Source organism: Arthrobacter sp. fls2-241-R2A-200 (genome assembly GCF_030209745.1).
In the GTDB taxonomy this organism is placed as follows: Bacteria; Actinomycetota; Actinomycetes; order Actinomycetales; family Micrococcaceae; genus Arthrobacter.
Window position 1 is genome coordinate 19277 of record NZ_JARVRJ010000018.1, and the last position, 25992, is coordinate 45268.

The window sequence follows — 25992 nt, forward strand, 5'->3', positions numbered from 1 at the left end:
AAGGAACATCAGCCCTTATGCACTCGGTTCTCCAAGCAGCGGCAACGGTCCCCATGAGCATCCCCAGCCCATCGTGGTCCGGCTTCGACATTCCGTTGCCGTGGGGCTCGCTCAGGGTTCACGCTTATGCCCTGTGCATTCTGGCGGGGATCATCGTTGGCCTGTGGCTGACGTCCGCGCGCTGGAAGCGTCGCGGTGCGCCTGAGGGCAGCTTGTGGGACATCGCCATCTGGGCCATCCCGTTCGGCATCATCGGCGGCCGCCTTTACCATGTGTTCTCCTCGCCGGACGCTTATTTTGGTCCGGGATTCAACGGCACGGGAGACCTTTCCCTGATACCGCAGATCCAGCGCGGCGGCCTTGGGATTTGGGGGGCTGTGGTCCTCGGTGCCGTAGGAGCCTGGATCGGCTGCCGCCGGTCCGGTGTCAAGCTCACCGCCTTCCTCGACGCCGCTGCGCCCGGGCTGTTGTTGGCCCAGGCAATCGGCCGGTGGGGGAACTGGTTCAACCAGGAACTTTTCGGTGCTCCCACTACTCTTCCTTGGGGCCTCCAGATCGATCCGGCGAACGCAAACTTTCCCGCCGGGATGCCGGCGGACACGCTCTTCCACCCCACGTTCCTTTACGAGTTCATCTGGAACCTGATTGGTGTGGCGCTGCTGCTTCTCCTGGACCGGAGATTCGGGTTCCGCCGCAGCCGCTTGTTCTGGTTGTACGCCATGTACTACACCGTGGGCCGCGTGTGGATCGAGGCCCTTCGCATTGACGATGCGGAGCAGATCTCCCTCTTTGGCATCACCACGAGGCTCAATGTCTGGACCAGTATCTTCGTGTTCATCGCTTCGCTGGTGATATTCCTGATCCTCACCCGGCTGGGACGCCCAGTGCCGGATACCCCCTATTTGCCGGGACGTGAGCCCAAAGATGCGCCTGCGGAGGAGGGTCGTAGCGTGACGAGTGTCACCAGTCACGATGTGGACGCATCTGTCTCAGATGGTGGTTCGCGTGGTAATCTCCCAAATAACCAAAGCGATCCGGGTCACGTTGACGAGCCGCAGGATGCTGCAGGGAAAGCCGGTCCTGGCGCTACGTCCACACCGGCTTCCCCAACTACAGCAACTGCCGTGAGGAAGACTCCCGGATCCTCGCCGGAAACAGGCCGCACCACGTAGTCGTTTTCGTCAAAGGGGCAACAGAGTCACCGCTCGTTGGGCCCAGTCCACAGCGTCGTGGCACCCCCGGAACCCGGATCGCAGCATACCGATGATCCATGGTCAAGCCGGGGCCAGAGGTCCCCGTAACCGTTAGTTGCGCGAGATCGGCTGGCCTACAATTCCAATAACTAGCGCTTTGTTGTGCCCGTCACTGGGCAGGCAAGGTGGGGCCAATGTTGTCCCTTCCATACGCACGATCTCGAGGAAGGACGTCTCCCATGACCCATCTTCATACCCCCGGTTGGTCCGAACACATCGAACCTCAGGGTGCCATGTCTCCCTTCAAGCGCTTCGCTGCGCTCCCGGAGGCCCAGGGTCTATACAACCCTGACCAGGAGAAGGATGCCTGCGGCCTGGCCATTATCGCCACGCTCCGCGGGGAACCGGGATACGACATCGTGGAAGCGGCATTGACGGCCCTCCGCAATCTCGAACACCGCGGTGCCGTGGGTGCCGATGAAGGCACCGGCGACGGCGCAGGATTGCTGATGCAGGTCCCGGACGAGTTCTTCCGTTCCGTTACTGAATTTGAGCTGCCTGCACCCGGGCAGTACGTCGTGGGCACGGCGTTCCTTCCGGCAGAATCCCGCGAGGCAGATAATGCCAAGGCGGGCATTGAGGCACTCGCTGTCGATGAAGGCTTGGTTGTCCTTGGATGGCGCGAGGTTCCCGTGGTCGCGGACCTCGTGGGTGCCATGGCCCGGGCTTGCATGCCGTATTTCTCCCAGCCCTTCTTTGCATCGGCCACCGGCGAGCAGTTGGAACGGAACGAACTCGATTCCCGGGCTTGGCGCATCCGAAAGCGTGCCCAGAACAAGTTCGGCGTGTACTTCCCGTCGCTCTCCTCCCGCACCATCGTTTATAAGGGAATGCTGACCACGGCTCAGCTTGAACCGTTCTACCCGGATCTTTCGGATAAGCGTTTCAAGACCAAGCTCGCGATCGTTCACTCCCGCTTCTCCACGAACACTTTCCCGTCGTGGCCGCTCGCACAGCCTTTCCGGACCATTGCGCACAACGGTGAAATCAACACCGTCAAGGGCAACCGGAACTGGATGCGTGCCCGTCAATCGCAGCTGGCCAATCCGCTCCTTGGCGATACTCCCGAGGAACTGTATCCAATCTGCACCCCGGGTGCGTCCGACTCGGCGTCGTTTGATGAAGTGGCCGAGCTTCTGTGGTTGTCCGGGCGTCCCATCACCCACTCGATCATGATGATGATCCCGGAGGCGTGGGAAAACCACGCCACCATGGATCCTGCACGGCGGGCTTTCTACGAGTACCACTCCCTGCTCATGGAGCCGTGGGACGGGCCTGCCGCTGTCTCCTTCACCGACGGCAATCTTGTGGGTGCAACCCTGGACCGCAACGGTTTGCGGCCGGGCCGCTACTGGATCACCGAGGACGGCCTGATCATCTTCGCGTCCGAAGTTGGCGTGATTGAAGTTGAGCCGTCCAACGTCGTGAAGAAGGGCCGCGTGGCTCCGGGCAAGATGTTCCTGGTGGACACCGAGGCCGGACGCATCATTGACGACGCCGAGGTCAAGGCTGAGGTGGCGGCAGCGAACCCGTGGGCCGAATGGCTCAAGGACAACCTGATCGACATCAACCAACTGCCCGAACGTGAGCACGTGCTTCACACCGCGGCCTCAGTGAACATCCGGCAGCGGACGTTCGGGTACACCACGGAAGAATTGAAGATCCTGCTGGGCCCGATGGCCCGCACGGGTGCTGAGCCCTTGGGAGCCATGGGTTCCGACACCCCGGTAGCGGTACTTTCCAAGCGCCCTCGCCTTCTGTTCGACTACTTCGTGCAGTCCTTTGCCCAGGTCACCAATCCGCCGTTGGACGCCATCCGCGAGGAGCTCGTGACGTCGCTGAAGTGCGCCATTGGCCCCAACGGCAACTTGTTGGATGGCAAGCGGGTCCGCCAGCCGCAGATTTCCCTGCCGTTCCCGGTGATCAACAACGATCAGCTGGCCAAGATCGCGAACATCGAAAGCGCCGACGGCGACCGTATCGCCATGAAGGTCCGCGGCCTCTACCGGCCCGAAGGCGGCGAAGCGGCCCTTCGTGCGCGCTTGACCGAGATTTGCGAGCAAGTTTCAGGTGCCATCAACCGCGGTGTGCAGTACATCGTGCTTTCGGACCGCGATTCCAATGCCCAGTGGGCGCCAATTCCTTCGCTCCTGCTGGTCAGCGCGGTCCACCATCACCTGCTTCGGAGCGCCAACCGCACCAAGACCGCCCTTGTGGTCGAGGCCGGCGATGTGCGCGAGACGCACCACGTGGCCGTCCTGATCGGTTATGGCGCCTCCGCCGTCAACCCATACCTCGCCATGGAGTCAGTGGAACAGCTGATCACCGAGGGCGACGTCGTGGGCGTGACGCCCGAAGACGGCGTGTACAACCTGATCAAGGGACTCGGTAAGGGTGTCTTGAAGATCATGTCCAAGATGGGCATCTCCACCGTGGCTTCCTACACAGGTGCCCAGACGTTCGAGGCACTGGGCCTGTCCCAGGAACTCGTCGATGAGTTCTTCTCCGGCACCCACTCGCAGTTGGGTGGCGTGGGCCTTGATGTGATCGCGGCCGAAGTTTCCGCCCGGCACAAGATGGCCTACCCCGAGAACGGTATCGAACTGCCGCACCAGCCGCTTTTGGGTGGCGGCGAGTACCAGTGGCGGCGTGACGGTGAGCCGCACCTTTTCAACCCTGAAACTGTCTTCAGGTTGCAGCACGCCACCCGTGAACGGCGTTATGACATCTTCAAGTCCTACACCAAGGGCGTTGACGATCAGTCCGAGAACCTGATGACCCTGCGTGGTCTTCTCAAGTTCAAGGATGGCGTCCGGCCGGCTGTTCCCTTGGAAGAAGTGGAGCCGGTTTCCAGCATCGTCAAGCGTTTCTCCACCGGTGCCATGAGCTATGGCTCCATCTCCAAGGAAGCCCACGAGACGCTCGCCATTGCCATGAACCGCTTGGGCGCCAAGTCCAACACCGGCGAAGGCGGCGAGGACGTTGACCGCCTCCTGGATCCGGAGCGGCGCTCGGCCATCAAGCAGATCGCGTCCGGCCGTTTCGGCGTGACCAGCCTCTACTTGACCAACGCTGATGACATCCAGATCAAGATGGCGCAGGGTGCCAAGCCCGGCGAAGGCGGACAGCTGATGGCGCAGAAGGTTTACCCGTGGGTAGCCCGGACCCGTCACTCGACTCCCGGCGTCGGACTTATTTCACCGCCGCCGCACCACGACATCTACTCGATCGAGGACCTCGCCCAGCTCATCTACGATGCCAAGCGCGCCAATCCTTCGGCCCGGGTGCACGTCAAGCTTGTTTCGGAAGTCGGGATCGGCACAGTGGCGTCCGGCGTCACCAAGGCGAAGGCCGACGTCGTGCTTGTTTCAGGTCACGACGGCGGAACCGGCGCCTCGCCGCTGAACTCGCTCAAGCACGCGGGTGTGCCGTGGGAACTTGGCCTGGCCGAGACCCAGCAGACCCTGATGCTCAATGGACTCCGTGATCGCGTTGTGGTCCAGGTTGATGGCCAGCTCAAGACCGGCCGCGACGTCGTCATTGCTGCCCTGCTCGGTGGCGAGGAGTATGGCTTCGCGACCGCTCCGCTGGTGGTTTCCGGCTGCATCATGATGCGCGTCTGCCACTTGGATACCTGCCCGGTGGGCGTTGCCACCCAGAACCCGGAACTCCGTTCAAGGTTCAACGGCAAGCCGGAGTTCGTGGTCAACTTCTTCGAGTTCCTCGCAGAAGAAGTCCGCGAAATCCTCGCCGAGCTTGGTTTCCGCAGCTTGGAGGAAGCTATTGGCCACGCCGAGGTGCTCGATACCCGTGAGGCAATCGACCACTGGAAGGCAGAAGGGCTCGATCTGGACCCAATCCTCCATGGCCTCGAGTTCGACGACGACGTGCCGTTGCGTAACATGACCGGCCAGAACCACGAGCTGGACAAGCACTTCGACCAGCGGCTGATCACCATGGCACAGGAAGCGCTCAGCGACCGCATGCCCGTCAAGATCACCTTGGACGTCATCAACACGGACCGCTCCGTGGGCACCATGCTCGGCCACGTGGTCACCAAGACATTCAGTACCGATGTCTTGGCGACGGACACCATTGACGTGACGTTGAACGGAACGGCGGGGCAGTCCCTCGGTGCTTTCCTGCCGGCCGGTATCACGCTGCGCCTCTTCGGTGACTCCAATGACTACGTTGGCAAGGGCCTCTCCGGTGGCCGCATCATTGTCCGGCCGGACCGCACGAACGTGTTCCCGGCTGAGCGAAACGTCATCGCGGGCAACGTCATCGGGTACGGCGCCACAAGTGGTGAGATGTTCCTGCGTGGACAGGTGGGCGAACGCTTCCTGGTCCGTAACTCAGGTGCCACCGCCGTCGTCGAAGGTATTGGCGACCACGGATGCGAGTACATGACCGGCGGACAGACGCTGATCATTGGCCGCACCGGCCGTAACTTCGGCGCAGGCATGTCCGGTGGAACGGCGTACGTGCTTGATTTGCACCCTGAGCGCGTGAACAAGGCAGCCCTCGATTCCGGCGAACTCCAGTTGTTGGAGCTCGACGCCGAGGACCGCGACATTGTCCACGGTCTCCTGGGCAAGCACCTTGAAGAAACTGAATCCGTCCTGGCCGGCCGTCTGCTCGAGAACTTCGACGACACCGCCGCCCGCATCACCAAAGTACTGCCGCGCGACTACGCTGCAGTCCTGCAGACCCGCCTCGATGCCATCGAAGAAGGCCTTGACCCCGATGGCGAAGAAGTGTGGTCCCGAATCCTGGAGGTAACCGGTGGCTGATCCACGCGGATTTTTGAAGGTCCGGCAGCGCGAGACGCAGCCACGCCGCCCTGTTCCCGTCCGCATCATGGACTGGAAAGAGGTTTACGAGGCCCAGGAAAGGGGTGTCCTGAAGAGCCAGGCCGGGCGCTGCATGGATTGCGGCATCCCGTTCTGCCATCAGGGCTGTCCGCTGGGCAACCTTATTCCTGAGTGGAACGACCTCATGTGGCGGGACAAGGGAGCGGAAGCGATTGAACGTCTCCACGCCACGAATAACTTCCCGGAGTTCACGGGACGTTTGTGCCCGGCTCCGTGTGAAGCCTCCTGTGTGCTGGGGATCAACCAGCCTGCTGTGACCATCAAGCAGGTGGAGGTTTCCATCATTGATGAAGCGTTTGATAACGACTGGGTCCAGCCCCTTCCGCCGGCGCGCCTCTCGGGCAAGACAGTCGCCGTCGTGGGTTCCGGACCGGCAGGCCTGGCTGCTGCGCAGCAGCTGACCCGGGTGGGCCACACGGTTGCCGTCTACGAGCGGGACGACAAGATCGGCGGACTGCTTCGCTACGGCATCCCCGACTTCAAGATGGAGAAGGAACAGGTTGACCGCCGTCTGGAGCAGATGAAGGCCGAAGGCACCCGCTTCCGCACCGGCGTCGCCGTGGGAACCGACGTGACGTGGGAGCAGCTGCGGCGCCGGTACGACGCCGTTGTCGTCGCCACCGGGGCTACCGTTCCGCGCGACTTGCCCATTCCGGGCCGCGACCTTGAAGGTGTTCATTTCGCCATGGACTACCTGGTTCCCTCGAACCGTGTAGTGGCAGGGGAGAGCCCTGAGAACCACATCGACGCCAAGGGTAAGCACGTGGTGATCCTTGGCGGCGGCGACACCGGTGCCGACTGCATCGGCACCGCCCACCGTCACCAGGCAGCATCGGTGACCACCCTCGCTATCGGCAAGCAGCCGCCGTCGGAGCGCGCCGCGCACCAGCCTTGGCCGACCTTCCCCACGCTGTTCGAGATGGCCAGCGCCCACGAGGAAGGCGGTGAGCGCACCTACCTTGCTTCCACCGTTGAGTTCGTTGGTGAAAACGGCAAGCTCACCGGAGTCAAGGTTGCCGAAACCGAGTTCGTGGACGGCAAACGCCTTCCCAAGGCAGGTACGGAGCGGATCATTCCTGCTGACTTGGTGTTCCTGAGCCTCGGCTTTACCGGCGCTGAACCGGCTGGCATCACCGAGCAGGTCAGTGCAGAATTCGACGGTCGGGGCAACGTTGCCCGCGACGGCCACTACATGACGAACACTGAGGGAGTGTTCGTCGCCGGCGATGCCGGTCGTGGCCAGTCCCTGATTGTGTGGGCCATTGCGGAAGGCCGTGCTTGCGCGGCCGCAGTGGACAAGTTCCTGATGGGAAGCACCATCCTCCCAGCACCGGTCGCCCCCACCGACCGTGCCATTGCGGTCTTATAGCGCCAGCAGGAACGAACTTTAACTCAATCAGCTCCAGACTCCTTAGGGTAGGTATATGAGACGCGCGAAAATTGTGGCAACTTTTGGCCCGGCTATTTCCAGCTTCGACAACACCCTCGCGGTGCTGGAAGCCGGCGTCGACGTTGCTCGCATGAACATGAGCCACGGCGACTACTCCGTGCATGACACCACTTACGAAAACGTCCGCAAGGCTGCTGCGCAGCTGCACAAGCCTGTTGCCATCATGGCCGACCTGCAGGGCCCCAAGATCCGCCTGGGACGCTTTGTGGACGGCCCGCATGACCTCGCTGTCGGCGATACTTTCACCATCACCACCGAGGATGTCCCGGGCACCAAGGACATCTGCTCCACCACGCTCAAGAGCCTCACTGAGGACGTCAACGTTGGCGACGCCCTGCTGATCGACGACGGCAAGGTCGCGTTGCGCGCCGTCGAGGTTGACGACGTCAAGGTTGTCACTGTGGTGACCGTTGGCGGCAAGGTCTCCAACAACAAGGGCATCAACCTTCCCGGCGTGGCCGTGAATGTTCCTGCGCTAAGCGAGAAGGACGAGGACGATCTCCGCTGGGCCCTCAAGCGCGGTGCGGACCTGATCGCACTGTCGTTCGTGCGCGATGCTTCCGACATCGTCCGCGTTCACGAGATCATGGAAGAAGAAGGCCGGCGCGTGCCGGTAATCGCCAAGATCGAAAAGCCGCAGGCCGTGGAGCAGTTGCACGAAATCATCGACGCCTTCGATGCCATCATGGTGGCCCGTGGCGACCTCGGCGTGGAACTGCCGCTCGAAGAGGTGCCGATCGTCCAGAAGCGCGCCATCGAACTGGCACGCCGTTGGGCCAAGCCCGTCATCGTTGCAACCCAGGTTCTCGAATCCATGATCGACAACCCGCGCCCCACCCGCGCTGAGGCTTCCGACTGTGCCAATGCAGTCCTCGACGGCGCCGATGCAGTGATGCTCTCCGGCGAAACCTCCGTGGGCCAATACCCCATCGAGACCGTCAAGACCATGGCCCGGATCATCGAGTCCACCGAAGTCCACGGCCTTGAGCGCGTACCCCCGTTGGGTACCAAGCCCCGCACCCGCGGCGGTGCCATCACCCGCGCCGCCGTCGAAATTGCCGATCAGCTGGACGCCAAGTACATCTGTACGTTCACGCAGTCCGGTGACTCTGCCCGTCGCCTTTCCCGGCTGCGCCCGGTCAAGCCGGTCTTCGCTTTCACGCCGGTGGAGCACGTCTGGAACCAGTTGGCTCTCACATGGGGCATCCAGCCGGTCTTGGTCCCGATGGTGGGCCACACCGATGAGATGACCGCACAGGTTGACCGTAGCCTCCTGGACATGGACCTGGTGGAGGAAGGCGACCTTGTTGTCATCGCAGCCGGTTCCCCTCCAGGACAGGCGGGTTCCACGAACTCGTTGAAGGTCCACAAGGTAGGAGACCTCGCGGACACCTCCAGCGTGGACGCCTCGCGCAAGGAGCCGGTTGGTCCTTGGCCCGAAAAGAAGTCCAAGACCAAGGCGTAACGCCTCGGTATCGCTTGAGTGAAGCGGGTCGCGCCAATTTTCAGTTGGCGGGGCCCGCTTCGCTTTTGTTTTAAGGGTGCTCACGACGGCGGCCGCCAACCTCACGCGAGGTTCGCGGCCGCCGTCGTACTTGTTGCTGGTTAGTTGACCTGGTTGATGATGGTTTCCGCAACCTCGCGCATGCTGAGGCGGCGGTCCATGGAGGTCTTCTGGATCCAGCGGAACGCTTCCGGCTCGGTGAGGCCCATTTTGGTGGTCAGGAGGCTCTTGGCACGCTCTACGAGCTTGCGGGTGGCGAACTGCTCCTGAAGGTCGGACACCTCGTTTTCGAGCGCCTTGATTTCCTCGTGGCGGCTGAGGGCGATCTCGATGGCCGGGATGAGGTCCGCGGGGGAGAAGGGCTTGACCACGTACGCCATGGCCCCGGCGTCGCGTGCACGCTCCACGAGTTCCTTTTGGCTGAACGCAGTCAGAAGGACAACGGGGGCGATCCGGGCCTTGACGATCTTTTCTGCCGCCGAGATGCCGTCCATCACGGGCATCTTCACATCCATGAGGACCAGGTCCGGCTTGAGCTCCTCAGCAAGCTGCACAGCCTTCTCGCCGTTATCTGCCTCACCAACGACGTCGTACCCCTCGCCTTTCAGAATCTCGATAATGTCCAAGCGGATGAGCGTCTCATCCTCGGCAACGACAACTCGGCGGGCCGGCTGGCTTGTGGACGTGGACTCCGTCTGTTCGGTCACAGGATCTCCTTGAAAAGGTTCGGCGGGTTCATATCCATCTTAGTGTGGGCGGCTGCGGAGCATGATTTTCTGCCACCCGCGCGCCCGGTTCTTTGAATCAGCCTATCTGCATGTAGAGTAGTTTCGCGTGCTGGGAACGGATCGCGTTGATCACAGGAATGTGAGCAGTCAGCGAGAATTAACTTCCCGGTAATCCGCGCCCGAGTGGCGGAATTGGCAGACGCGCCGCACTCAAAATGCGGTATCGAAAGATGTGTGGGTTCGAGTCCCACCTCGGGCACAGCATACCCCCTCGTCAGAGGGGGTTCTTGCTTTAGCATGTGTACATTTTGCTTGGTCAGGTCCCTCTGACACTGGCCGCGGGTGTGCCTGGCGCCGCGGGTCGCCTGTTTGGTTGTGGGGAGCGGGTTCAAGGTCTTGGCTGGCGGACCCTCCGCGTGCGCTGAACTGCGCTTATGCGTTCCTCTCTTGGTTCGTCCGGTAGGCCGTGGTTGGCCTGCACCACTTCATGGGTAGGAGGACTGCGCACAACATGACTTTGGGAACTTGCGATGAATATCCTGACTTCGGTTCGTTCCTGGAGGGAGGAGACGTGGCTGGCGGCTGCTTTGTCAGGCCAAAGGGGGTGTGGACATTGTCCACACTTAAATCTTCTTTATCGTGACTGCTTGCGGCCATTGGCTCTTCCCTCCTTGGACCTTCATCCACTCATGCATGTGAGTGGCAGTAGCGACATGACGCGGACCCGGAAGCGCTCTACATGTGCAGGTTCATTCCGAAGTGAGAGTTCGGCGGCCACAGTCGGCCGAGTGCTATCAAATGGGTCCTAGCCGTGTCATCGAAGCGCACTGCGAAATCCAGCGGGACGCGGGCCCGACGCAGATGACAGCTCCCAGTGGTCCTCCGGAACATTGCAGTTCACGCGAATGTCGACTGAGCACGTCGACGCGGACCAGTCTGCCGATAATCGCCCTGCCGATAAGCGCCCATATGTCGTCTTGAGGGGTAGCGGGGAGCAGCTGTTGATTGGGGTGCTGGCAAAAACCAACACCGCCTTCTCTAGTAGGCGTCGTTGCAACGTGGGACAACCGCCAGGAGACAGCGCCGGAGTTGAGGCGTCCCCTAGCACGTCAGCACGAGGTCTCCAGGCCAGCAGGGACCCAGGGAACAATCCAGTTGCGGCCTACGTTGCAGACTCGTCAGTATTGAGCAGCGTCAGAAATGAGAATCATCCAAGTGGCAACCGACTATGACGAAGTACGTTCAGACGTCAAGGAATCCCAGGACCGCTCCCTCGAAGCACTGCAGTCCGCCAATGCCCCAGATGCACGCAGCGTCGTCAGTGAGCTCGACGAAGCCGATGCTCTCGATGAAGGCCTGACCCCCGGCGGGGAAATCGTCTCCGAAGAGCTGATCGTTCAGGTGATTCCTCAAGCGGCGGACGAGTTCACGTGTTACTCCTGTTTCCTCGTACGCCACCGATCCCAACTGGCCCGCCAAAGCGAGGGCCACTCGTACTGCACCGAGTGCGAAGGCTAAGACAAGCCGAGCAGACGCCCTCACCCCAGCTTCCCAGCGAACCATCAGGTGATCTGGGCAGAATCAGTTTGAAGCTTCGGTCAACCGCTATTTGACCGGGGCTTCGCCAATTCGTGGTGGGATAGCTGGCTTTGGGTTGGCAGCTGCCAGGAATTGACAAAGATTAGTCTCCGGAACTGCACGCAAACCCCGATCGGGGCCGACGCTACTCCTCCAGCCACGTCAGCGGCGAACTTTCCGGGGGGACGAATGGCTAGGGATTTCGGCGCGAACCCGAATATCAACTCTGTTCGGTTCCGGAGTCACCGATCAGGCATGGTGCACCTCTGCCGATCCAGCCTGTCCCCTCTGTCGCGAGGGCGGGGATGGTTGGTCCTGGTTCAGCCGGTAGCGGGTCGTTGACCGTGCTCATGGAGCCCTCAGTGGCCGGGTGTCGATGCATCCCTGGTGCGCGGAGGGTCGGGGGAGTCTCCCGTCAGCTACGCACGCGCCGGCCGGCCCGTTCCGCGAAGGCGTCCAGTGCGGCCAGCATTTCCGGTGACCGCCAGAAACGGCCCTTCTTGTACTTGTCGTTGCCGATGACAATCCCTGCGGACTCAAGGGCATCCATCGCGCGTTTCTGGCGCATGTAGTCCAGCCCCAGCTGGGATTCCAAGACCGCGGCGTTCACCACAGGCTGACGGGCCAGCAACTCAAGAACGGGCCAGACGGCGGAGTCCCGTCGAGCTTTGACCTTATCGGTCCAGGATTCATTGATGGCGGCGACGTCAGCGGCGAGCCGGGTGCCGTTATCGATGGCCAGGAATGACGCCTCGGCTGTGACGGTGATGATCCGTTCCGGATCACCGGCACGGAAGGCGGTCAACGCGTCATGGTAGTTGTGGACGTCGGCGAGGAGACCGGCAGACACTGGCACTGTCACGTGGGAGGCCAGACCACGGCGTTTAAGCATGGAATGCAGGAGCGCCCGTCCGGTGCGGCCGTTGCCGTCTGTGAACGGGTGGATGGTTTCGAATTGGGCGTGGGCGATGGAAGCCTGGACCATTGCCGGGAGGTCGGTCCGCCGCGCGTAGTCCATCACGTCCTCCATCAGCGCCGGGACGCGGCCGTGGTGCGGGGGAACGAAGTCTGCGCCGATCGGGCTGACGTGGCTGGATCCGATCCACACCTGCTCTTCGCGCCACTGCCCAGCGACGTCGGCATCCTTCGTGCCGTCCATCAGGGCGCGGTGCATATCCAGGATGCTCCCCGGGTCCAGGTGCTCCGCTGCCGCGAGGGCTGACTCCATGGCCCGCACGTTGCGGACAATCAAGGTCGCATTGGCGCGCTCCTCGACCCCGAGTTCGGCTTCGGCGAGGCTGCGGGCGCTGGCTGTCAGGTTTTCAATCCGCGAGGACGCCGCGGACTCGCTTCGCAGCAGCAGCGCAGCGAAGGGCCTGACGTGCTCCCCGTAGCGTTCATCGAAGCGGCTGATCTCGTGCGCCGCCTCCTCTGCAAGGGTCGCCGTAGCGGGAGAGGGCAGGTAGGAAGACCGTGCAATCAGCGGCGGGATGAACGCCTCGTACGTTTGTCCCGCCATCCCTGAGAGGTAGCTGCTGGATTTGAAGGCATCAACGTTGCCCACCCACTCGTGGCTTTCGTACTCGCCCTGCGGCCACCCAAGCTTTGAGCCCGAGGAGATGGCCGCCTCAGGGTGCGTGACGTACCCGGAAGTGCCGCCCTGATTCCTAGGCCGTTCCATACTGTCCTATCTGTAAAGATCTCCAGCAGATTCTTACATTTATCGATGTAGGTGTAAATAACGACCGGGAGCCCTGACAGATCCGGATTCTTAGGGAGTAAGTGTAAGGACACGCAAAGAATCCTTACAGTTATCCGGCTAAGCGTTAGAAGGAGGCCTTATTATCTCATTTAGGCCCAGCCTTGCACCGAGGGACCTCAACGGGGATCCCGGGCGCAACGTGACAGGGACTTTGATTGGACCCTTCCCAAGCACTAAACGAAGGAAGCCACCGTCAGCAACGATGCACTGAATGTGTCAGGTTGAAACCAAAGACCCTCGCCAGATCATGTCCGGAACGAGGCACGGACACCCTATTCTGACGTACTTTCGTGCCACCCCCTGACGTCAGGCTGGGGTGTGCCCTAACCCGTCCTTTAGTAGTGGGATACCCGGCCCCTGTTGGTTAGAGGACGATCCGAGCGGGAACCCCTTGGCTATAAGAGTGAACTGGATGAGTCAGTGCTGACGCCGGCCTTGAGCGGAACAGTTCTGTGACATCGACTCCTACTGGCGACATTCAAAATTTAGCCAGACGTTGACGCGCGTTAATTAACGTGGTTTCCTGATTGACGCGCGTTAACTGTGTTTGGCGTCTCAGTCCAAGACCACTGGGGCCACAACGCGTGAATCATCCCGTCGTTGACAAAGGAGTCCTGAATGACCCAGATAAACCAGCCAGGAGCGGGCCCGGAAACTTCCGGCCCGATAGTCGTTCCCCCGGAGTCTGTTGAGGCTGAAGCGCTTGCAGCTCTGAAGGCCGCTACAGAAGATGACCGCCCGCCGGTTCCCAGGAGTTATGTCGTACTCCTTATCCTGGCCCTCTTCGGAACAAACCTGGCGTTCACAACACCGCTCGTCCTGTCTCTTGCGATTCAGATTCAAGCCTTGGCACCTCAGAATGAGGAGTACCTCGGATTCGTTCTCGGTGCCGCAGCCGGACTCGGGCTCATTGTCGGGCCCATGTTTGGAGTGCTTAGTGACCGCACTCGCTCCCGGCTGGGCCGCAGACGCCCCTGGATGGTTGCGGGACTCGCAGTCGGTCTTATCGGCCTATTCATCCTCGCCAGTGCTCCGAACGTGATCGTGCTGGCGATTGGATGGATAGTCTCGACGCTTGGCTGGGGACAGATCTTCGGCGGCCTGCAGAATTCCCAGGCTGACCGACTGCCGGCTTCTCAGCGAGGAAAAGTGGCTGGCCTGACCGGCATGGCTGGCATGATGGCGCCCGTGATCGGAAGTGTCGCGGGTTCGGCCCTATCTTCGAGTCCTTACCTGCTGTTCCTTGTGCCCGGCCTGATCGGTGCGGTGCTCGTTGTGTTGTTTTTGCTCTTTGTTCAGGAGCCGGACTCGCGCGATCTCATCCTCGAGGAGAAATTGAGTGCCAGGGGCCTGTTCTCCAAATACCTGTACAACCCACGGAGTTACCCTGATTTTTCGTGGAACTTCGTCGGTCGGTTCGTCTTCTATTTCGGCCTCACCCTGAGTTCAGCCTTCACAGCGTTCTTCCTGGCGTCCCGTCTCAACCTCCCCATCACGGAGATCGGCGGCACGATTGCCCTTGTTGGCTTGCTCGGCATCGTGGCCACGACGGCCGGCGCTATCGGAGGCGGCTTTCTTTCGGACCGATTCAAGCAGCGGAAGGTGTTTGTTTTGGCCGGCGGTGTCATCTTCAGCGTCGGCGCCGTCACGACTGCGTTCGCCCCCTCCATCGAGTTCATCGTCATCGGATCGTTCCTCAGCAGTGTTGGCATTGGGGTTTTCTCTGCCGTGGACCAGGCTCTCGTGCTGGATGTCCTGCCCGAACGGGACACCCAAGCCGCCAGATTTAACGCGCTGAATAGCTTCTCGCTGACGGTGCCACAGTCGCTGGCACCAATCGCCGCACCGGCGTTCCTTGTGATCGGGATGGTTTCCGGCGGTGATAAGAACTATTCGATTCTGTACCTGATCGCGGCGGTTTTGACCATAATTGGCGGGCTGATCGTCGTTACCAAGGTGAAGTCGGTCCGTTAGCTCGTGGCGCTGCCAACCCAAACTTAGAAAGAAGACAGTGACTACCGATTTTCCCTACATGAATGCTTCGCTTCCGGTCGCCCAGCGCGTCGAGGACCTTCTTGGTCGTATGGAACGCACCGAAAAAGCGGCTCAGCTGACGCAGTCCTTTTGCTTCGCAATCGGGGAACTGCCTGATGACTTTGACATCGACGCCCTGCCTGAGGAGCATCAGGCATTCGTTCGGCAGACGCAGCAAATTGATGCCGCGGTAGAGCGGGGGGAGATTGGTTCACTGCTGTTCATTCGTGACGCAGCTGTGGCTAACAGGTACCAGGCTAAAGCCTTGGCTGGTAGCCGTCTCGGCATCCCCCTCATATTCGGTTTCGACGTGATCCACGGCCTTCGAACGGTTCTGCCGGTGCCGATCGCTCAGGCGGCGTCTTGGGATCCGGCTGTTATCACTGCTGGCGCACAGGTAGCGGCCCGTGAGGCGAGAGCTTCAGGAATACAGTGGACCTTCGCGCCGATGATCGACATCGCCCGAGACCCTCGGTGGGGACGAATTGTGGAAAGTGCCGGCGAGGACCCCTTTCTGACCTCGATCGTGGCCGCAGCTCAGGTACATGGCTTTCAAGGAAACCTCGGCCCCGAAAGCATCATTGCAGGGCCGAAGCACTTTGCCGGGTACGGCGCTGCTCGGGGAGGACGTGATTACGAAGATGCTGAAATTTCCGAATCGGAGCTCCGCAACGTCTATCTTCCACCTTTCAAGGCAGCCATTGATGCGGGCGCTCATAATGTCATGAGTGCCTACATGGACCTTAATGGCGTACCCGCCAGCGGCAACTCTCGCTTGCTCAATGACATGCTGCGGGGGGAACTTGGATTTGAGGGTTTTGTGGTCTCCGACGCCAACGCAGTGAAATCACTGGAGACCCAGCACTTCGCCGCGGACGCAGCCGACGCAGCCGCCCGGGCGATAACTGCCGGTGTCGACATGGAAATGAGCATGTCCGAGCCCGCCTATGCATCGTTGCCCCAATTGGTCGAAGACGGCAGGCTCGAGCAGTCGATCCTCGATGAGGCAGTCCGCCGTGTACTCACAGTCAAGTTCGCGCTCGGCCTGTTCGAAAACCCTTTCGTTGAGGACACAAAGATGGAAAGGGTGCTGGGGGATCCCGGCCACCGCGACACCGCACGTGTCAGTGCCGAGCGTTCCATCGTTCTCCTCAAGAATGATGGCGTGCTTCCGTTGGCACCGAATCAGACTGCAACTGTAGCCGTCATCGGACGGCTGGCCGACAGCAAGCGCGACACATTGGGACCCTGGGTCTTCGGACACAGCACAGACGAAACAGTCTCAATCCTGGAAGGGATCCGTGCCAGGGCGGGCAGCGAACTTAGGGTCGAGTATGCCGCCGGAGTCGGCGTACCTGACCGCGCCTTTCCCTCACCCTTTGCTCTTCAGGATCCCGACCCAGGCTCAGGCGGCATCGGCGTGATCGACGATGACGACGAAGAGCTCGACCGGGCCGTGGCAGTTGCCGCACGATCAGATATCGCTCTGGTCGTTATCGGGGAGCGACAAGACCAGGCAGGCGAGACGGCGTCCAAATCCAACCTGGACCTACCTGGACGCCAGCTCGAAATGTTGCAGAGGATCGCGGCCACGGGAACTCCGGTGGCCGTCATCCTCATGGCGGGCAGGCCCCTCGACCTTCGCTGGGCGGACCAAAACGTTTCTGCGATCGTGCAGGGCTGGTACCCAGGAACGCGGGGCGGCGACGCCATTGCCTCAGTGCTGTTCGGCGATGTCTCACCAGCGGGCAGGCTGCCCTTCACTTGGCCACGGCATGTCGGTCAGGTACCGATGATCTACGCACATTACCGTACGTTCGCCCCGCAAGATCAGGACAAGCGCTACTGGAATGAAGCTTCGACACCGCTTTACCCCTTCGGCTACGGGCTCAGCTATGGCAAATTCGAATACTCGAACCTCCAAACCGATTCTTCAGACATCGCAGTCGGTGCAACGACGAACGTGAGCGTTGAAATCACGAACACGTCCGAACGGGAGGCTGATGAAGTCGCCCAGCTGTATATCCACCAAAGATACGGAACTTCGTCACGACCTGTACGGGAGCTCAAGGGGTTCGAGCGCGTCACGCTTCTACCAGGTGAGACGAGAAAAGTTTCCTTCCAAATCGGGCCCCAGCAACTGAGCTACTGGAGCGACGTTACCGGTTCCTGGGTGCAGGACAGCACGGTTATTGATCTCTTTGTCGGTGGGGATTCATTGGCTCAACTTACGAGCAGTCTCCGCGTCAAGTGAGCAACACTAACGGAAATCACCGCAAGCGGTGAGTGGTGCAGGGCCTCAAGCGAAAGGCAAAGTGTGGTCGTTGACAGGAGTCTTATGAGCGTGGACGAGAAGGTAGGTGTCGTCTCGATGCCTGCAGACGTGCGTAATGGGGTGAAGGTTGGGCCGCCGCCGGCGTTCGACCCCGAGTGTTCACCCGCTTTGGTTGCAGCCCAGGCGGTCTTCCCGGAACCCGTCACCAGCGAGCTGCTCCCGGTCATACGTCAGATGGTTGCCTATGGCGATCCAACTGACGCTGACCTTGAGCGTGGAGGCGCTTACCGGGTCCAGGAGAAGAGCGCACCGGGGCTGGAGGGGGCGCCGGCCGTGCCCCTTCTGGTGTGTACTCCTACCGCAGCTAAGGCTCCGACGCCGGCGGTGTATTACGTGCACGGCGGCGGGATGATTTCTGGTGGGCGACGTTCCGACATGGGTTGGGTGTTGGATTATGCGGAAGCCGAAGGACTGGCGGTCGTTGGTGTCGAATACCGGCTGGCACCTGAGCATCCTGATCCTGCCCCGATTGATGACTGCTATGCGGGACTGCTGTGGATAATCGACCACGCGGAAGAGCTGAACATTGACCCGGACAGGATTCTGATCTTCGGAATGAGTGCAGGAGGCGGTCTTGCAGCGGGCGTCGCACTGAGGTGCCGGGACCAAAAGGGGCCGAAGCTGATAGGACAAATGCTTACATGCCCAATGTTGGACGAGCGCAATGACACTGCCTCCAGCTTTCAATTCCAAGGCAACGGCTCTTGGATCCGGGAATCAAATGAGTTCGGTTGGAACGCGCTCCTGGGAGATCGCCGTCGAAAAGCGGATGTGTCTCCATACACGTCTCCTTCACGAGCCGCGGATCTGTCGGACCTTCCCCCCACGTTCCTCGACGTGGGCTCAGCGGAGGTCTTCCGCGACGAAGCGGTCGATTACGCGAGCCGAATCTGGGCAGCGGGGGGCAACGCAGAGCTGCACGTGTGGCCAGGTGGTTACCATGGGTTCGATCGCTTCGCCCCTGCCGCAGCCGTCTCTCAAGACGCGACCCGCGCGCGAGCCCGGTGGTTACACCGGCTCCTGAGCCAGCAACCAAGCCAGCTGGAAAAGACAGGTCACGTCCCGTGGAGTGGTGTAAATCTCGGGTTCTGAGCGTCGCTTCGTTGACGTGAAGAGCCATCGTGCGATGGTCAGTGAGAACTGTCTAGGAATCTCACGAGAGGACACAAACACACGATGGCTCTTGACCAGTCTGCCCTGTTGGACCTGCTTGGCCAACTGAAACTCACCGATGTCACGGACCGGGTTCGCTCGGCCACGGAGAAGCTCTACCAGGAGCTCATCGACGCGGAAGCGACCGCGTTTATCGGCGCTGGCCCGTTCGAACGCACCGATGAGCGCATGACGCGCCGCAACGGGACGCGCCCCAGGACCTTGGCCACGACGGCCGGGGACCTGGAATTGAAGATCCCGAAGCTGCGGCAGGGCTCATTCTTCCCCTCCTTGCTCGAACGGCGCCGCCGCGTGGACCAGGCCCTGTTCGCTGTCGTAATGGAGGCGTACCTGCACGGGGTCTCAACCCGGAAAGTCGACGATCTGGTCAAGGCTCTCGGGGCTGATTCCGGGATTTCCAAGTCCGAGGTGTCACGGATCTGCGCCGACCTCGACGCGGAGGTCGGCGCGTTCCGTGACCGGGATTTGTCCGCCTTGGGCTACCCGTACGTGTTTCTTGACGCGACGTATTGCAAGGCGCGCGTGAATCACCGGGTGGTGTCCCAGGCGATCGTCGTCGCGTTCGGTGTCGCCGCGGACGGACGCCGGGAGGTGCTCGGGTTCGACGTCGGCGACAGTGAAAACGAGGCGTTCTGGACGGAGTTCCTCCGCTCGCTCAAGACCCGGGGCCTGGGCGGGGTCAAGCTCGTCATCTCCGACGCCCACACCGGGCTCAAGAAGGCCATCAACACTGTCTTTCAGGGCGCATCGTGGCAGCGCTGTCGTGTGCACTTCATGCGCAACGTGCTCTCGACCGTGCCCAAGGGCGCCCAGGAGATGGTGGCGTCGATCATTCGAACGGTGTTCGCCCAGCCCGATGCCGGGCATGTGAACACCCAGTTCGACGAGGTCGCCCGCATGTTGGGTAAGTCCCACCCGAAGGTCGCCCGGATGCTCCACGACGCCCGTGAAGACGTTCTCGCGTTCTGCGGGTTCCCACAGAAACATTGGCGGCAGGTCTGGTCCACCAACCCGATGGAGCGCGTGAACAAGGAAATCAAACGACGCACCGACGTTGTGGGAGTGTTCCCCAACCCCGCCGCACTGCTGCGCCTGGCCGGAGCGGTCCTCGTCGAGCAGCACGACGAGTGGGAAGCCGGGGACCGCCGCTACCTCTCCGAAGCATCCATGCAAGAACTCAGCGCACCCGGCACGCCGGCGGCCGCGCACGTCGAGGAGGTGGTTCCCATTCCCGAACTCGCTGCGGCATAATCGAAACCAGCTGACCCGCACGGGGTCGAGAAACTCCACCACTCAGCGGGACGTGACCAAAAGACACTGGACCTCGAAAGTTGAACTGACCCAGTAAGCGCCTAACGCGAGGGGCCTGGACACTGCCCAGTGCCAGGCCCCAGCGGGCAAGGCCCCGGCTGAATCGAAAGGCCTCCGGCGCGTCCCCTAGTCTTCCTGTGGCGCTTCGAACGGGACATCCTGGCTTCAGGGCCGTCAGAGCCAAAGGCGCGCCGGACCGGCGGAGATGACAGCCCCCTAATCTGTCAGTGCGTCAGTTACAAGAGTCGCATCACGAGCATCAATCATCCGCCGGCCCATTCCGCCGTCGGCCCAAACCCAGAAGCAAGATTGATCAGGCATCACCTCGTCCACGATGCCGCTGACAGTTTCATGCCCAAGCCGTAGCGTGAGTTTGTTGCCGGGCGTAAGGATTTCCGGAGTAAGGCGCATCCCCGAAGGTGCGGGGGATGCCTTCTCGGGGAGATTCACAGAGTTCTTCAAAAGTATCCTTTCCGATGGATGAACGCCGCTGCAGTGGTTTGCTCGCCCGCCGGCCGAAGCTATCGGCTCGAGGCCTTTCCCGGCTGGTTAGCTGCGTTCATGCTGCTGCCGTATCAGCCCAAAGGGGACTGCAGGATGCGCCCGGACGATATACCTGCCAACGTCGATCCGCGTTACCAGGATTCCAGTCCGGTGTTCGGTGGCGGCCTCCTGCACGACGCCTATTGCCTTTGTCAGGGCATCGTCCACCTCAGCCGCTTGCTTGACATGTACTTCCAACATGCCGGGTTTCTCCAGCTTCGGATTCTCGAATTGCATGGTCTGTTCCTATTCATGGTCTAGCTGCTGCACAGTCTTTGGCGCCGGCCGGAGTAGGCGGCAAGGAGTTCTGTCAGGGGCGCGGTTGCAGTCCTGCCGCGCTGTAGATTGCGTCGAGTGTGTGGATTTGGCGCACTGCTGCCGCGCAATCCGTCTCAGCTTCCGACTTTCCTCGGATGGAATCCCGAAAGGCTTCCAACTGGTAGGTGTATGTGGACTTACGGCTGGTGCGTTCTGTGCGTCGACCAGCAATGCCCTTGACTTCAACCTGGCTTCCCATATGGGGGTGGTAGGGGCGGGTTACCTGCATCTGTCCGGTTTCGCCGTGAACGACCAATGCCATGCTGAAGAGCTGGCGGGACCAAAGCGATGACACGACCTGGGCGCTCACCCCGTTGTCGAAGTGCATTGTGGCCTCCACGCGGCGATCCACGCCATTGCGCATCCAGGCCTGCGAGTCCCCTACTTGCGGGGTCTGTCCAAAGAGGCCGGTGAGTGTTCGCACGGGGTAATACCCAATGTCGAGGAGACTGCCGCCGCCCAGCCTCAGGTTCCATCTGATGTCCCTGCCTGGCGGGATCGGGATGCAGAACGTTGCCCGCGCGGAGTGAACTTTCCCTATCTCACCCGACGCAAGAATCTCCCGCAGCCGCCCATGCAACGGGTGATAGTGGGTGTGATACGCCTCCATCACTACCCGGTCTGAGTTCGCCGCGAACGATGCTACAGATTCTGCTGCGGCCGTGTTGCTCGTGAAGGGCTTCTCCACGAGTACATGCTTACCTGCCTGAAGGGACGCGATCGTCCATTCTGCATGCAGGGCAGCGGGCAAAGGGACATAAACGGCGTCAATGTCAGGGTCAGCGAGCATTGACTCATACGAGGAGTGGACGCGCGGGATGTCGTGCTTGTCCGCGTATGCCCGGGCACGGTCAATGTTGCGTGCTGCGGTTGCGGTGACATGGACTCCATTCACCAGTCGTGCCGGGGCCAGGAGCGCTTCATTGGCTATTCGGGCAGCACCCAAAACTCCTATGCGGATAGGTTTTGTATCAGGCATTGTCGCCCTGCTTCCTCTTGATTGTGAAGGGGATTGCGAGGTCCCGGCGGGGCCCGGCTATGGGCTGCTTGGCGTTCAGCGGTGAGAGTGCGGCTTCGGCGCCAAGGGGATGCGTGGTCCGGCACCGAAGGAGAGAGGATAAAACCAGCTTGACGCCGATTACTTGTCAGCACGGGCTCAGCAGCGCTCGTGGCACGTCTTTTGGAGCGCCGGGGCAGCGTCAATTCAGGGCGTCGGAAGCAGTGGTTGTTTGCTCATCTGGACTTCGGCGGAGACCCGGGGCGCCGGTCTCCCTGTACTCCGGAATTTTGTGGGGCGGAGCGGCAGGGTTTGATTTATGTTGTTGCCCGCTGAACAAGGTCCATTTGAACCTCGACTACTTCCTCGCGGTTGTTGTCTTTGTCCAGCCGGTTGAGCAGTTGCTGGAGTGAGCCTTGCGTGGCCTGATTGGGGTCGTATCCAATTGTGGTCAGAGGCGGGACGGTAAGGCGGGACAATGGTGTGTTGTCCATGCCGATGAGCGCGATGTCGTCCGGCACCTTCCAGCCCTTCTCCGTGGCTGCGTAGAGAAGTGCGGTTGCCACGTCGTCGTTGTAACAGGCGACGGCGAAGCCGGGGAGTTCCAGTTCTTCCAGCGCAGACCGTGCGTCTTCGGGCGCGACGTCCAGGTGCAGGATGCGTGGTTGGTCGAGTCCGCACAGTCGGCATTCCTCGATAAAGGCGCGTTCACGCGCGCCGCCGAACGGGTCGCTGCGGGCATCGCGCAAGTGGGCATACGCGAGCGAGCGGTAACCCCGCTCGATCAGGTGCCGAGCCTGGAGCGTTCCGATCCGCGCATTGACATCAGCGTTGCTGGACTCATCGGGCTCAAGCACCTCAACGCCACGGCGGACAAGTAAATCCCGCTGTCCAGCAGGCAGTGCAGTAAGGGTCAAAACAGCCCGAGGCTTCATTCCAACGACAAGCCTGTCCAGGGAAGCCTCAGTGGACGTGGACAGACGCAGAACTAAGGTGAGGCCTCGTCTGGCTAGTTCCTCCGTGAGTGACCCGTAAATGTCCTGAAGATTGCGGCCAAAGGTTGTGTCGGGGATCAGGGCGATCACGATGTCGCTCGAGCCGCGGGCAAGGGTGCGACCAGCTGACGATGGTTCATAGCCGAGCTCAGCCACCGCCTGGGCAACTCGTGCCTGGGTTTCCTCAGCGAAGTACTCGGCACGGCCGTTAAGGATCTGGCTCACAGTTGAGCGGGAAACCCCCGCACGGGTCGCCACATCTTGACTAGTTGGAATCACGACGACCACCTTTCATCTGCTCAGCTCCTTACTAAAAAAATACCTTGACACGCGACAACCTCCGTCGTTTCGTGACCGTAAGCCAGAAAGCGGAAACCGGAGGTGCGGACCCAGACGGGCTGATGAGCCGATCCTAAGCCAAAGCAAGCACTCGTTGACACGTGACAACCAGCGAGGCTACCAGCAAGTGTAGGGCACAAACTAAAGCCCGACCAGAAAATGTTGTCACGCGGCAATGGCGCTCCTGCAAACCCCGCCTTGAACCCAACGGGGGTGACGGTAGCTGGTTGACGCGTGTCAATTACCGTGCTTTCCTTATTGTCACGCGTCAATATGACTCAAAACAACGAAGTTCAGGAGTGACATGTCTAGGAACCCGTTCAATGAAGGATGGGCTGTCCGCACCAAGGTGAGTGCCTTCGCGGAATTGGGAGGAGCGGGTTCGGAATGGGTGAGTGTCACTCTTCCGCATGATGCCCAGATATCCAGCCAACGGCGGAGCGACGCTCCAAGCGGGGCGGCTGGAGGCTACTTTCCCAGCGGGGCCTTTGAGTACCGCAAGACCCTCTCGGTCGACGAGGGGGATCAGGGGAAGGTCTTCGTCCTTGAGTTCGACGGCGTCTACCGGGATGCGATGGTTTACGTCAATGGTGCCCTCGCCGGCCAGCATGCGTTCGGCTACTCCCGCTTTACGGTAAGAATTGACCCTTACCTGCGTTTTGGATCAACAAACGAGATTCGCGTGGCGTGCCGGGCGCACCAGGACAGCCGCTGGTACACCGGTGCCGGCATCTACCGGGACGTGCATCTGATCGTCAAAGAGCCTGTGCACATCAATGTCGACGGTGTCCGGATCACCTCTGACGATATCGACAGTGAACGTGCCGTTGTCGAAGTCGCCGCTGAGATCACCAACTTCAGTGCCCTCACCACCACGGTGGAGGTGACGTCCTCGATTAATGAGGAAGGGATTGCGGAGGCCGCCACCGGCCGGTCGCCTCTCACTCTCCTTCCGGGGACGTCAGCTGTGGTCAGGCACCGGCTGTACGTGGACAGCCCTGCGCTCTGGAGCGTGGATTTTCCGTCGCTGTACACCTGCGTCCTGCAGGTGTGCGCAGAGGGTCGGGTGTTGGACAAGGAAAGCATTCCGTTTGGCATTCGCCGGCTTCAGATCGACCCCAGACGGGGGCTTCGCATCAACGGTGAGACGGTAAAGCTTCGCGGGGCGTGCGTGCATCACGACAACGGCCCTTTGGGTGCTGCCACCATCGCCGCCGCAGAGGAGCGGCGTGTGCGGTTGCTGAAGGAAGCTGGTTTCAACGCCATCAGAAGCTCGCACAACCCGGCCAGCTCAGCATTGCTGGAGGCGTGCGACCGTTTGGGGATGCTGGTCATCGACGAGGCCTTCGACGTCTGGACCTCAAGCAAATCGGACTTTGACTACGCCACCGATTTCGTTCAGTGGTGGGAACGCGACTTGGAAGCGATGGTCGCAAAAGACCGCAACCATCCAAGCGTGATCATGTACTCGATCGGCAATGAGATCCCGGAGACCGGTGCCCGCGACGGGGGTATCTGGAGCCGGCGGCTGGCCGAAAAACTGCGCTCCCTGGACTCGAGCCGGCCCATCACCAATGGAATTAACGGATTTGTCTCGAGTCTGGATCTTGTGCTCGCCGGAATGAAGCAGCACCAGGCCGCCTCCGATGGCTCCGGCGCCGGTGTCAACGGGATGATGACACAGGTCGGGGACATGATGAACCAGATTTCCGCCTCTGAGATGGTCAGCGAACGGACTGCCGAGTCCTTTTCGGTGCTTGATGTGGCGGGAATGAATTACGGCGATGGCCGCTATGTCCTGGACAAGACGTTGTTCCCGAACAGGGTCATCGTCGGCACCGAGACCTTTCCGGGGCAGATAGCCCGCAACTGGGAACTGGTGGAGGCCCACAGCCACGTGATCGGGGACTTCACATGGACCGGTTGGGACTACCTTGGTGAAGCCGGACTCGGCTCGGTCGGATACGCCGACTCGGAATCCGGTGCTGCTGCCATGGTGGCCAGGCCGTACCCGTGGCTTTCGGCATGGTCCGGCGACCTCGACATCACGGGGCAGCGGCGCCCTGCCTCCTATTACCGTGAGGTTGTCTTCGGACTTCGCTCCCGCCCCTATATTGCCGTCCACCGCCCGGAGTTCCATGGCCGCGCCCCGCTTCAGACCCCGTGGTCCTGGAGCGACGCGATCGAAAGCTGGACGTGGGAAGGATTCGAAGGTTGCCCGGTCCACGTGGAGGTCTATTCCGACGCCGACGAGGTCGAACTCATCCTCAACGGCAAGAGCGTAGGCAGAACCGCTGTCGGGGCGGACCTGGCGTTCCGGGCGGACTTCGACTTCACCTACGAGCCGGGCCAGCTCACCGCTGTGGCCTACTCAGACGGGATAGAACAATCCCGGACACATCTCAGTACCGCTGAAAAGCGAATTAGCCTTGAAGCTCAGGCTGACCGGGAACAGCTCACCCCAGACACCCGTGACCTTGCCTTTGTCGCTATCGCCGTCACTGACGGTAACGGCATCATCCACCCCGGCAAGGACCGCGCTGTGACGGTGACAGTCAGCGGTGCCGGACGGCTCCAGGCACTTGGCAGTGCAAACCCCGCGACGGAAGAGACGTTCGCTGGTCCTACCCGGACGACCTTTGACGGCCGGGCAATCGCGATCATCCGCCCGGTCGGAGAAGGCGATATCTACGTGACGGTAGATGCTGCCGACTGCGAAACGGTCAGGCTTCAGCTCCGCTCCGTTGCCAGCACCACGAGTGCTGACCGGCTGCTCGTCTCCTAAAACCCCGGGGGCA

At 61.2% G+C, this 25992-nt stretch carries 16 protein-coding genes and 1 tRNA gene; 12 read left to right on the top strand and 5 right to left on the bottom strand.

Features of this window, described 5'->3' with window-relative positions:
- Window positions 1-17: 17 nt before the first annotated feature.
- The 4 genes from lgt to pyk all read left to right on the top strand — a co-directional run bounded on the left by lgt (window position 18) and on the right by pyk (window position 9042).
- Window positions 18-1172 carry a prolipoprotein diacylglyceryl transferase gene (gene lgt / locus QRN42_RS17180; protein WP_284980331.1) on the top strand — a complete coding sequence of 385 codons (1155 nt, stop codon included), beginning with the start codon at window positions 18-20 and terminating at the stop codon, window positions 1170-1172.
- Between the two features lie 260 nt (window positions 1173-1432).
- The gene (gene gltB / locus QRN42_RS17185) at window positions 1433-6046 is read left to right on the top strand and encodes a glutamate synthase large subunit (RefSeq protein ID WP_284980332.1); all 4614 of its coding nucleotides are present in this window, start codon (window positions 1433-1435) and stop codon (window positions 6044-6046) included.
- Window positions 6039-7496, top strand: a complete 1458-nt coding sequence (locus QRN42_RS17190) for a glutamate synthase subunit beta (protein ID WP_284980333.1) — start codon at window positions 6039-6041, stop codon at window positions 7494-7496. Before gltB ends, QRN42_RS17190 begins: the two co-directional genes overlap by 8 nt.
- A 55-nt stretch (window positions 7497-7551) precedes the next feature.
- On the top strand, window positions 7552-9042 hold the full coding sequence (gene pyk / locus QRN42_RS17195) for a pyruvate kinase (RefSeq protein WP_284980334.1): 1491 nt from the start codon (window positions 7552-7554) through the stop codon (window positions 9040-9042).
- Between the two features lie 140 nt (window positions 9043-9182).
- Here pyk and QRN42_RS17200 read toward each other — a convergent pair whose 3' ends face one another.
- Window positions 9183-9788 carry an ANTAR domain-containing response regulator gene (locus tag QRN42_RS17200; RefSeq protein WP_141282080.1) on the bottom strand — a complete coding sequence of 202 codons (606 nt, stop codon included), beginning with the start codon at window positions 9786-9788 and terminating at the stop codon, window positions 9183-9185.
- A gap of 198 nt (window positions 9789-9986) precedes the next feature.
- Between QRN42_RS17200 and QRN42_RS17205 the strand changes: the two genes are divergently transcribed.
- Window positions 9987-10068: transfer RNA gene (locus tag QRN42_RS17205), tRNA-Leu, on the top strand.
- A 956-nt stretch (window positions 10069-11024) separates the two neighbouring features.
- Window positions 11025-11327, top strand: a complete 303-nt coding sequence (locus QRN42_RS17210) for a DUF4193 domain-containing protein (RefSeq protein WP_284980352.1) — start codon at window positions 11025-11027, stop codon at window positions 11325-11327.
- A 475-nt stretch (window positions 11328-11802) separates the two neighbouring features.
- Here the strand turns inward: QRN42_RS17210 and QRN42_RS17215 are convergent, their stop codons facing one another.
- Window positions 11803-13068 (bottom strand): Fic family protein, encoded by a 1266-nt coding sequence (locus QRN42_RS17215; protein ID WP_284980335.1) that lies wholly within the window; start codon window positions 13066-13068, stop codon window positions 11803-11805.
- Window positions 13069-13767: 699 nt separating this feature from the next.
- Here QRN42_RS17215 and QRN42_RS17220 point away from each other — a divergent pair.
- The 4 genes from QRN42_RS17220 (at window position 13768) to QRN42_RS17235 (ending at window position 19942) form a co-directional block, all read left to right on the top strand.
- Window positions 13768-15123, top strand: a complete 1356-nt coding sequence (locus tag QRN42_RS17220; protein WP_284980336.1) for an MFS transporter — start codon at window positions 13768-13770, stop codon at window positions 15121-15123.
- Window positions 15124-15160: 37 nt separating this feature from the next.
- The gene (locus QRN42_RS17225; protein WP_284980337.1) at window positions 15161-17437 is read left to right on the top strand and encodes a glycoside hydrolase family 3 N-terminal domain-containing protein; all 2277 of its coding nucleotides are present in this window, start codon (window positions 15161-15163) and stop codon (window positions 17435-17437) included.
- An 84-nt stretch (window positions 17438-17521) separates the two neighbouring features.
- Entirely contained in the window at window positions 17522-18610 is a 1089-nt protein-coding gene (locus QRN42_RS17230) for an alpha/beta hydrolase (protein ID WP_284980338.1), read from the top strand.
- Window positions 18611-18694: 84 nt separating this feature from the next.
- Window positions 18695-19942 (top strand): IS256 family transposase, encoded by a 1248-nt coding sequence (locus QRN42_RS17235; RefSeq protein ID WP_284977301.1) that lies wholly within the window; start codon window positions 18695-18697, stop codon window positions 19940-19942.
- Between the two features lie 276 nt (window positions 19943-20218).
- Here QRN42_RS17235 and QRN42_RS17240 read toward each other — a convergent pair whose 3' ends face one another.
- Window positions 20219-20464, bottom strand: a complete 246-nt coding sequence (locus QRN42_RS17240; RefSeq protein ID WP_284980339.1) for a hypothetical protein — start codon at window positions 20462-20464, stop codon at window positions 20219-20221.
- Window positions 20465-20482: 18 nt separating this feature from the next.
- On the opposite strand from QRN42_RS17240, the gene QRN42_RS17245 reads away from it, so the two are divergent.
- A complete protein-coding gene (locus tag QRN42_RS17245) occupies window positions 20483-20806 on the top strand; it encodes a hypothetical protein (RefSeq protein ID WP_284980340.1) in 324 nt (107 codons plus the stop codon).
- Window positions 20807-20855: 49 nt separating this feature from the next.
- On the opposite strand, the gene QRN42_RS17250 is transcribed toward QRN42_RS17245, so the two are convergent.
- Together QRN42_RS17250 and QRN42_RS17255 are read right to left on the bottom strand one after the other, a co-directional pair.
- Window positions 20856-21842 (bottom strand): Gfo/Idh/MocA family protein, encoded by a 987-nt coding sequence (locus tag QRN42_RS17250; protein ID WP_284980341.1) that lies wholly within the window; start codon window positions 21840-21842, stop codon window positions 20856-20858.
- 335 nt (window positions 21843-22177) lie between these two features.
- On the bottom strand, window positions 22178-23134 hold the full coding sequence (locus tag QRN42_RS17255; protein ID WP_284980342.1) for a LacI family DNA-binding transcriptional regulator: 957 nt from the start codon (window positions 23132-23134) through the stop codon (window positions 22178-22180).
- A gap of 364 nt (window positions 23135-23498) precedes the next feature.
- Between QRN42_RS17255 and QRN42_RS17260 the strand changes: the two genes are divergently transcribed.
- A complete protein-coding gene (locus QRN42_RS17260; RefSeq protein WP_284980343.1) occupies window positions 23499-25979 on the top strand; it encodes a glycoside hydrolase family 2 TIM barrel-domain containing protein in 2481 nt (826 codons plus the stop codon).
- Window positions 25980-25992 lie beyond the last annotated feature (13 nt).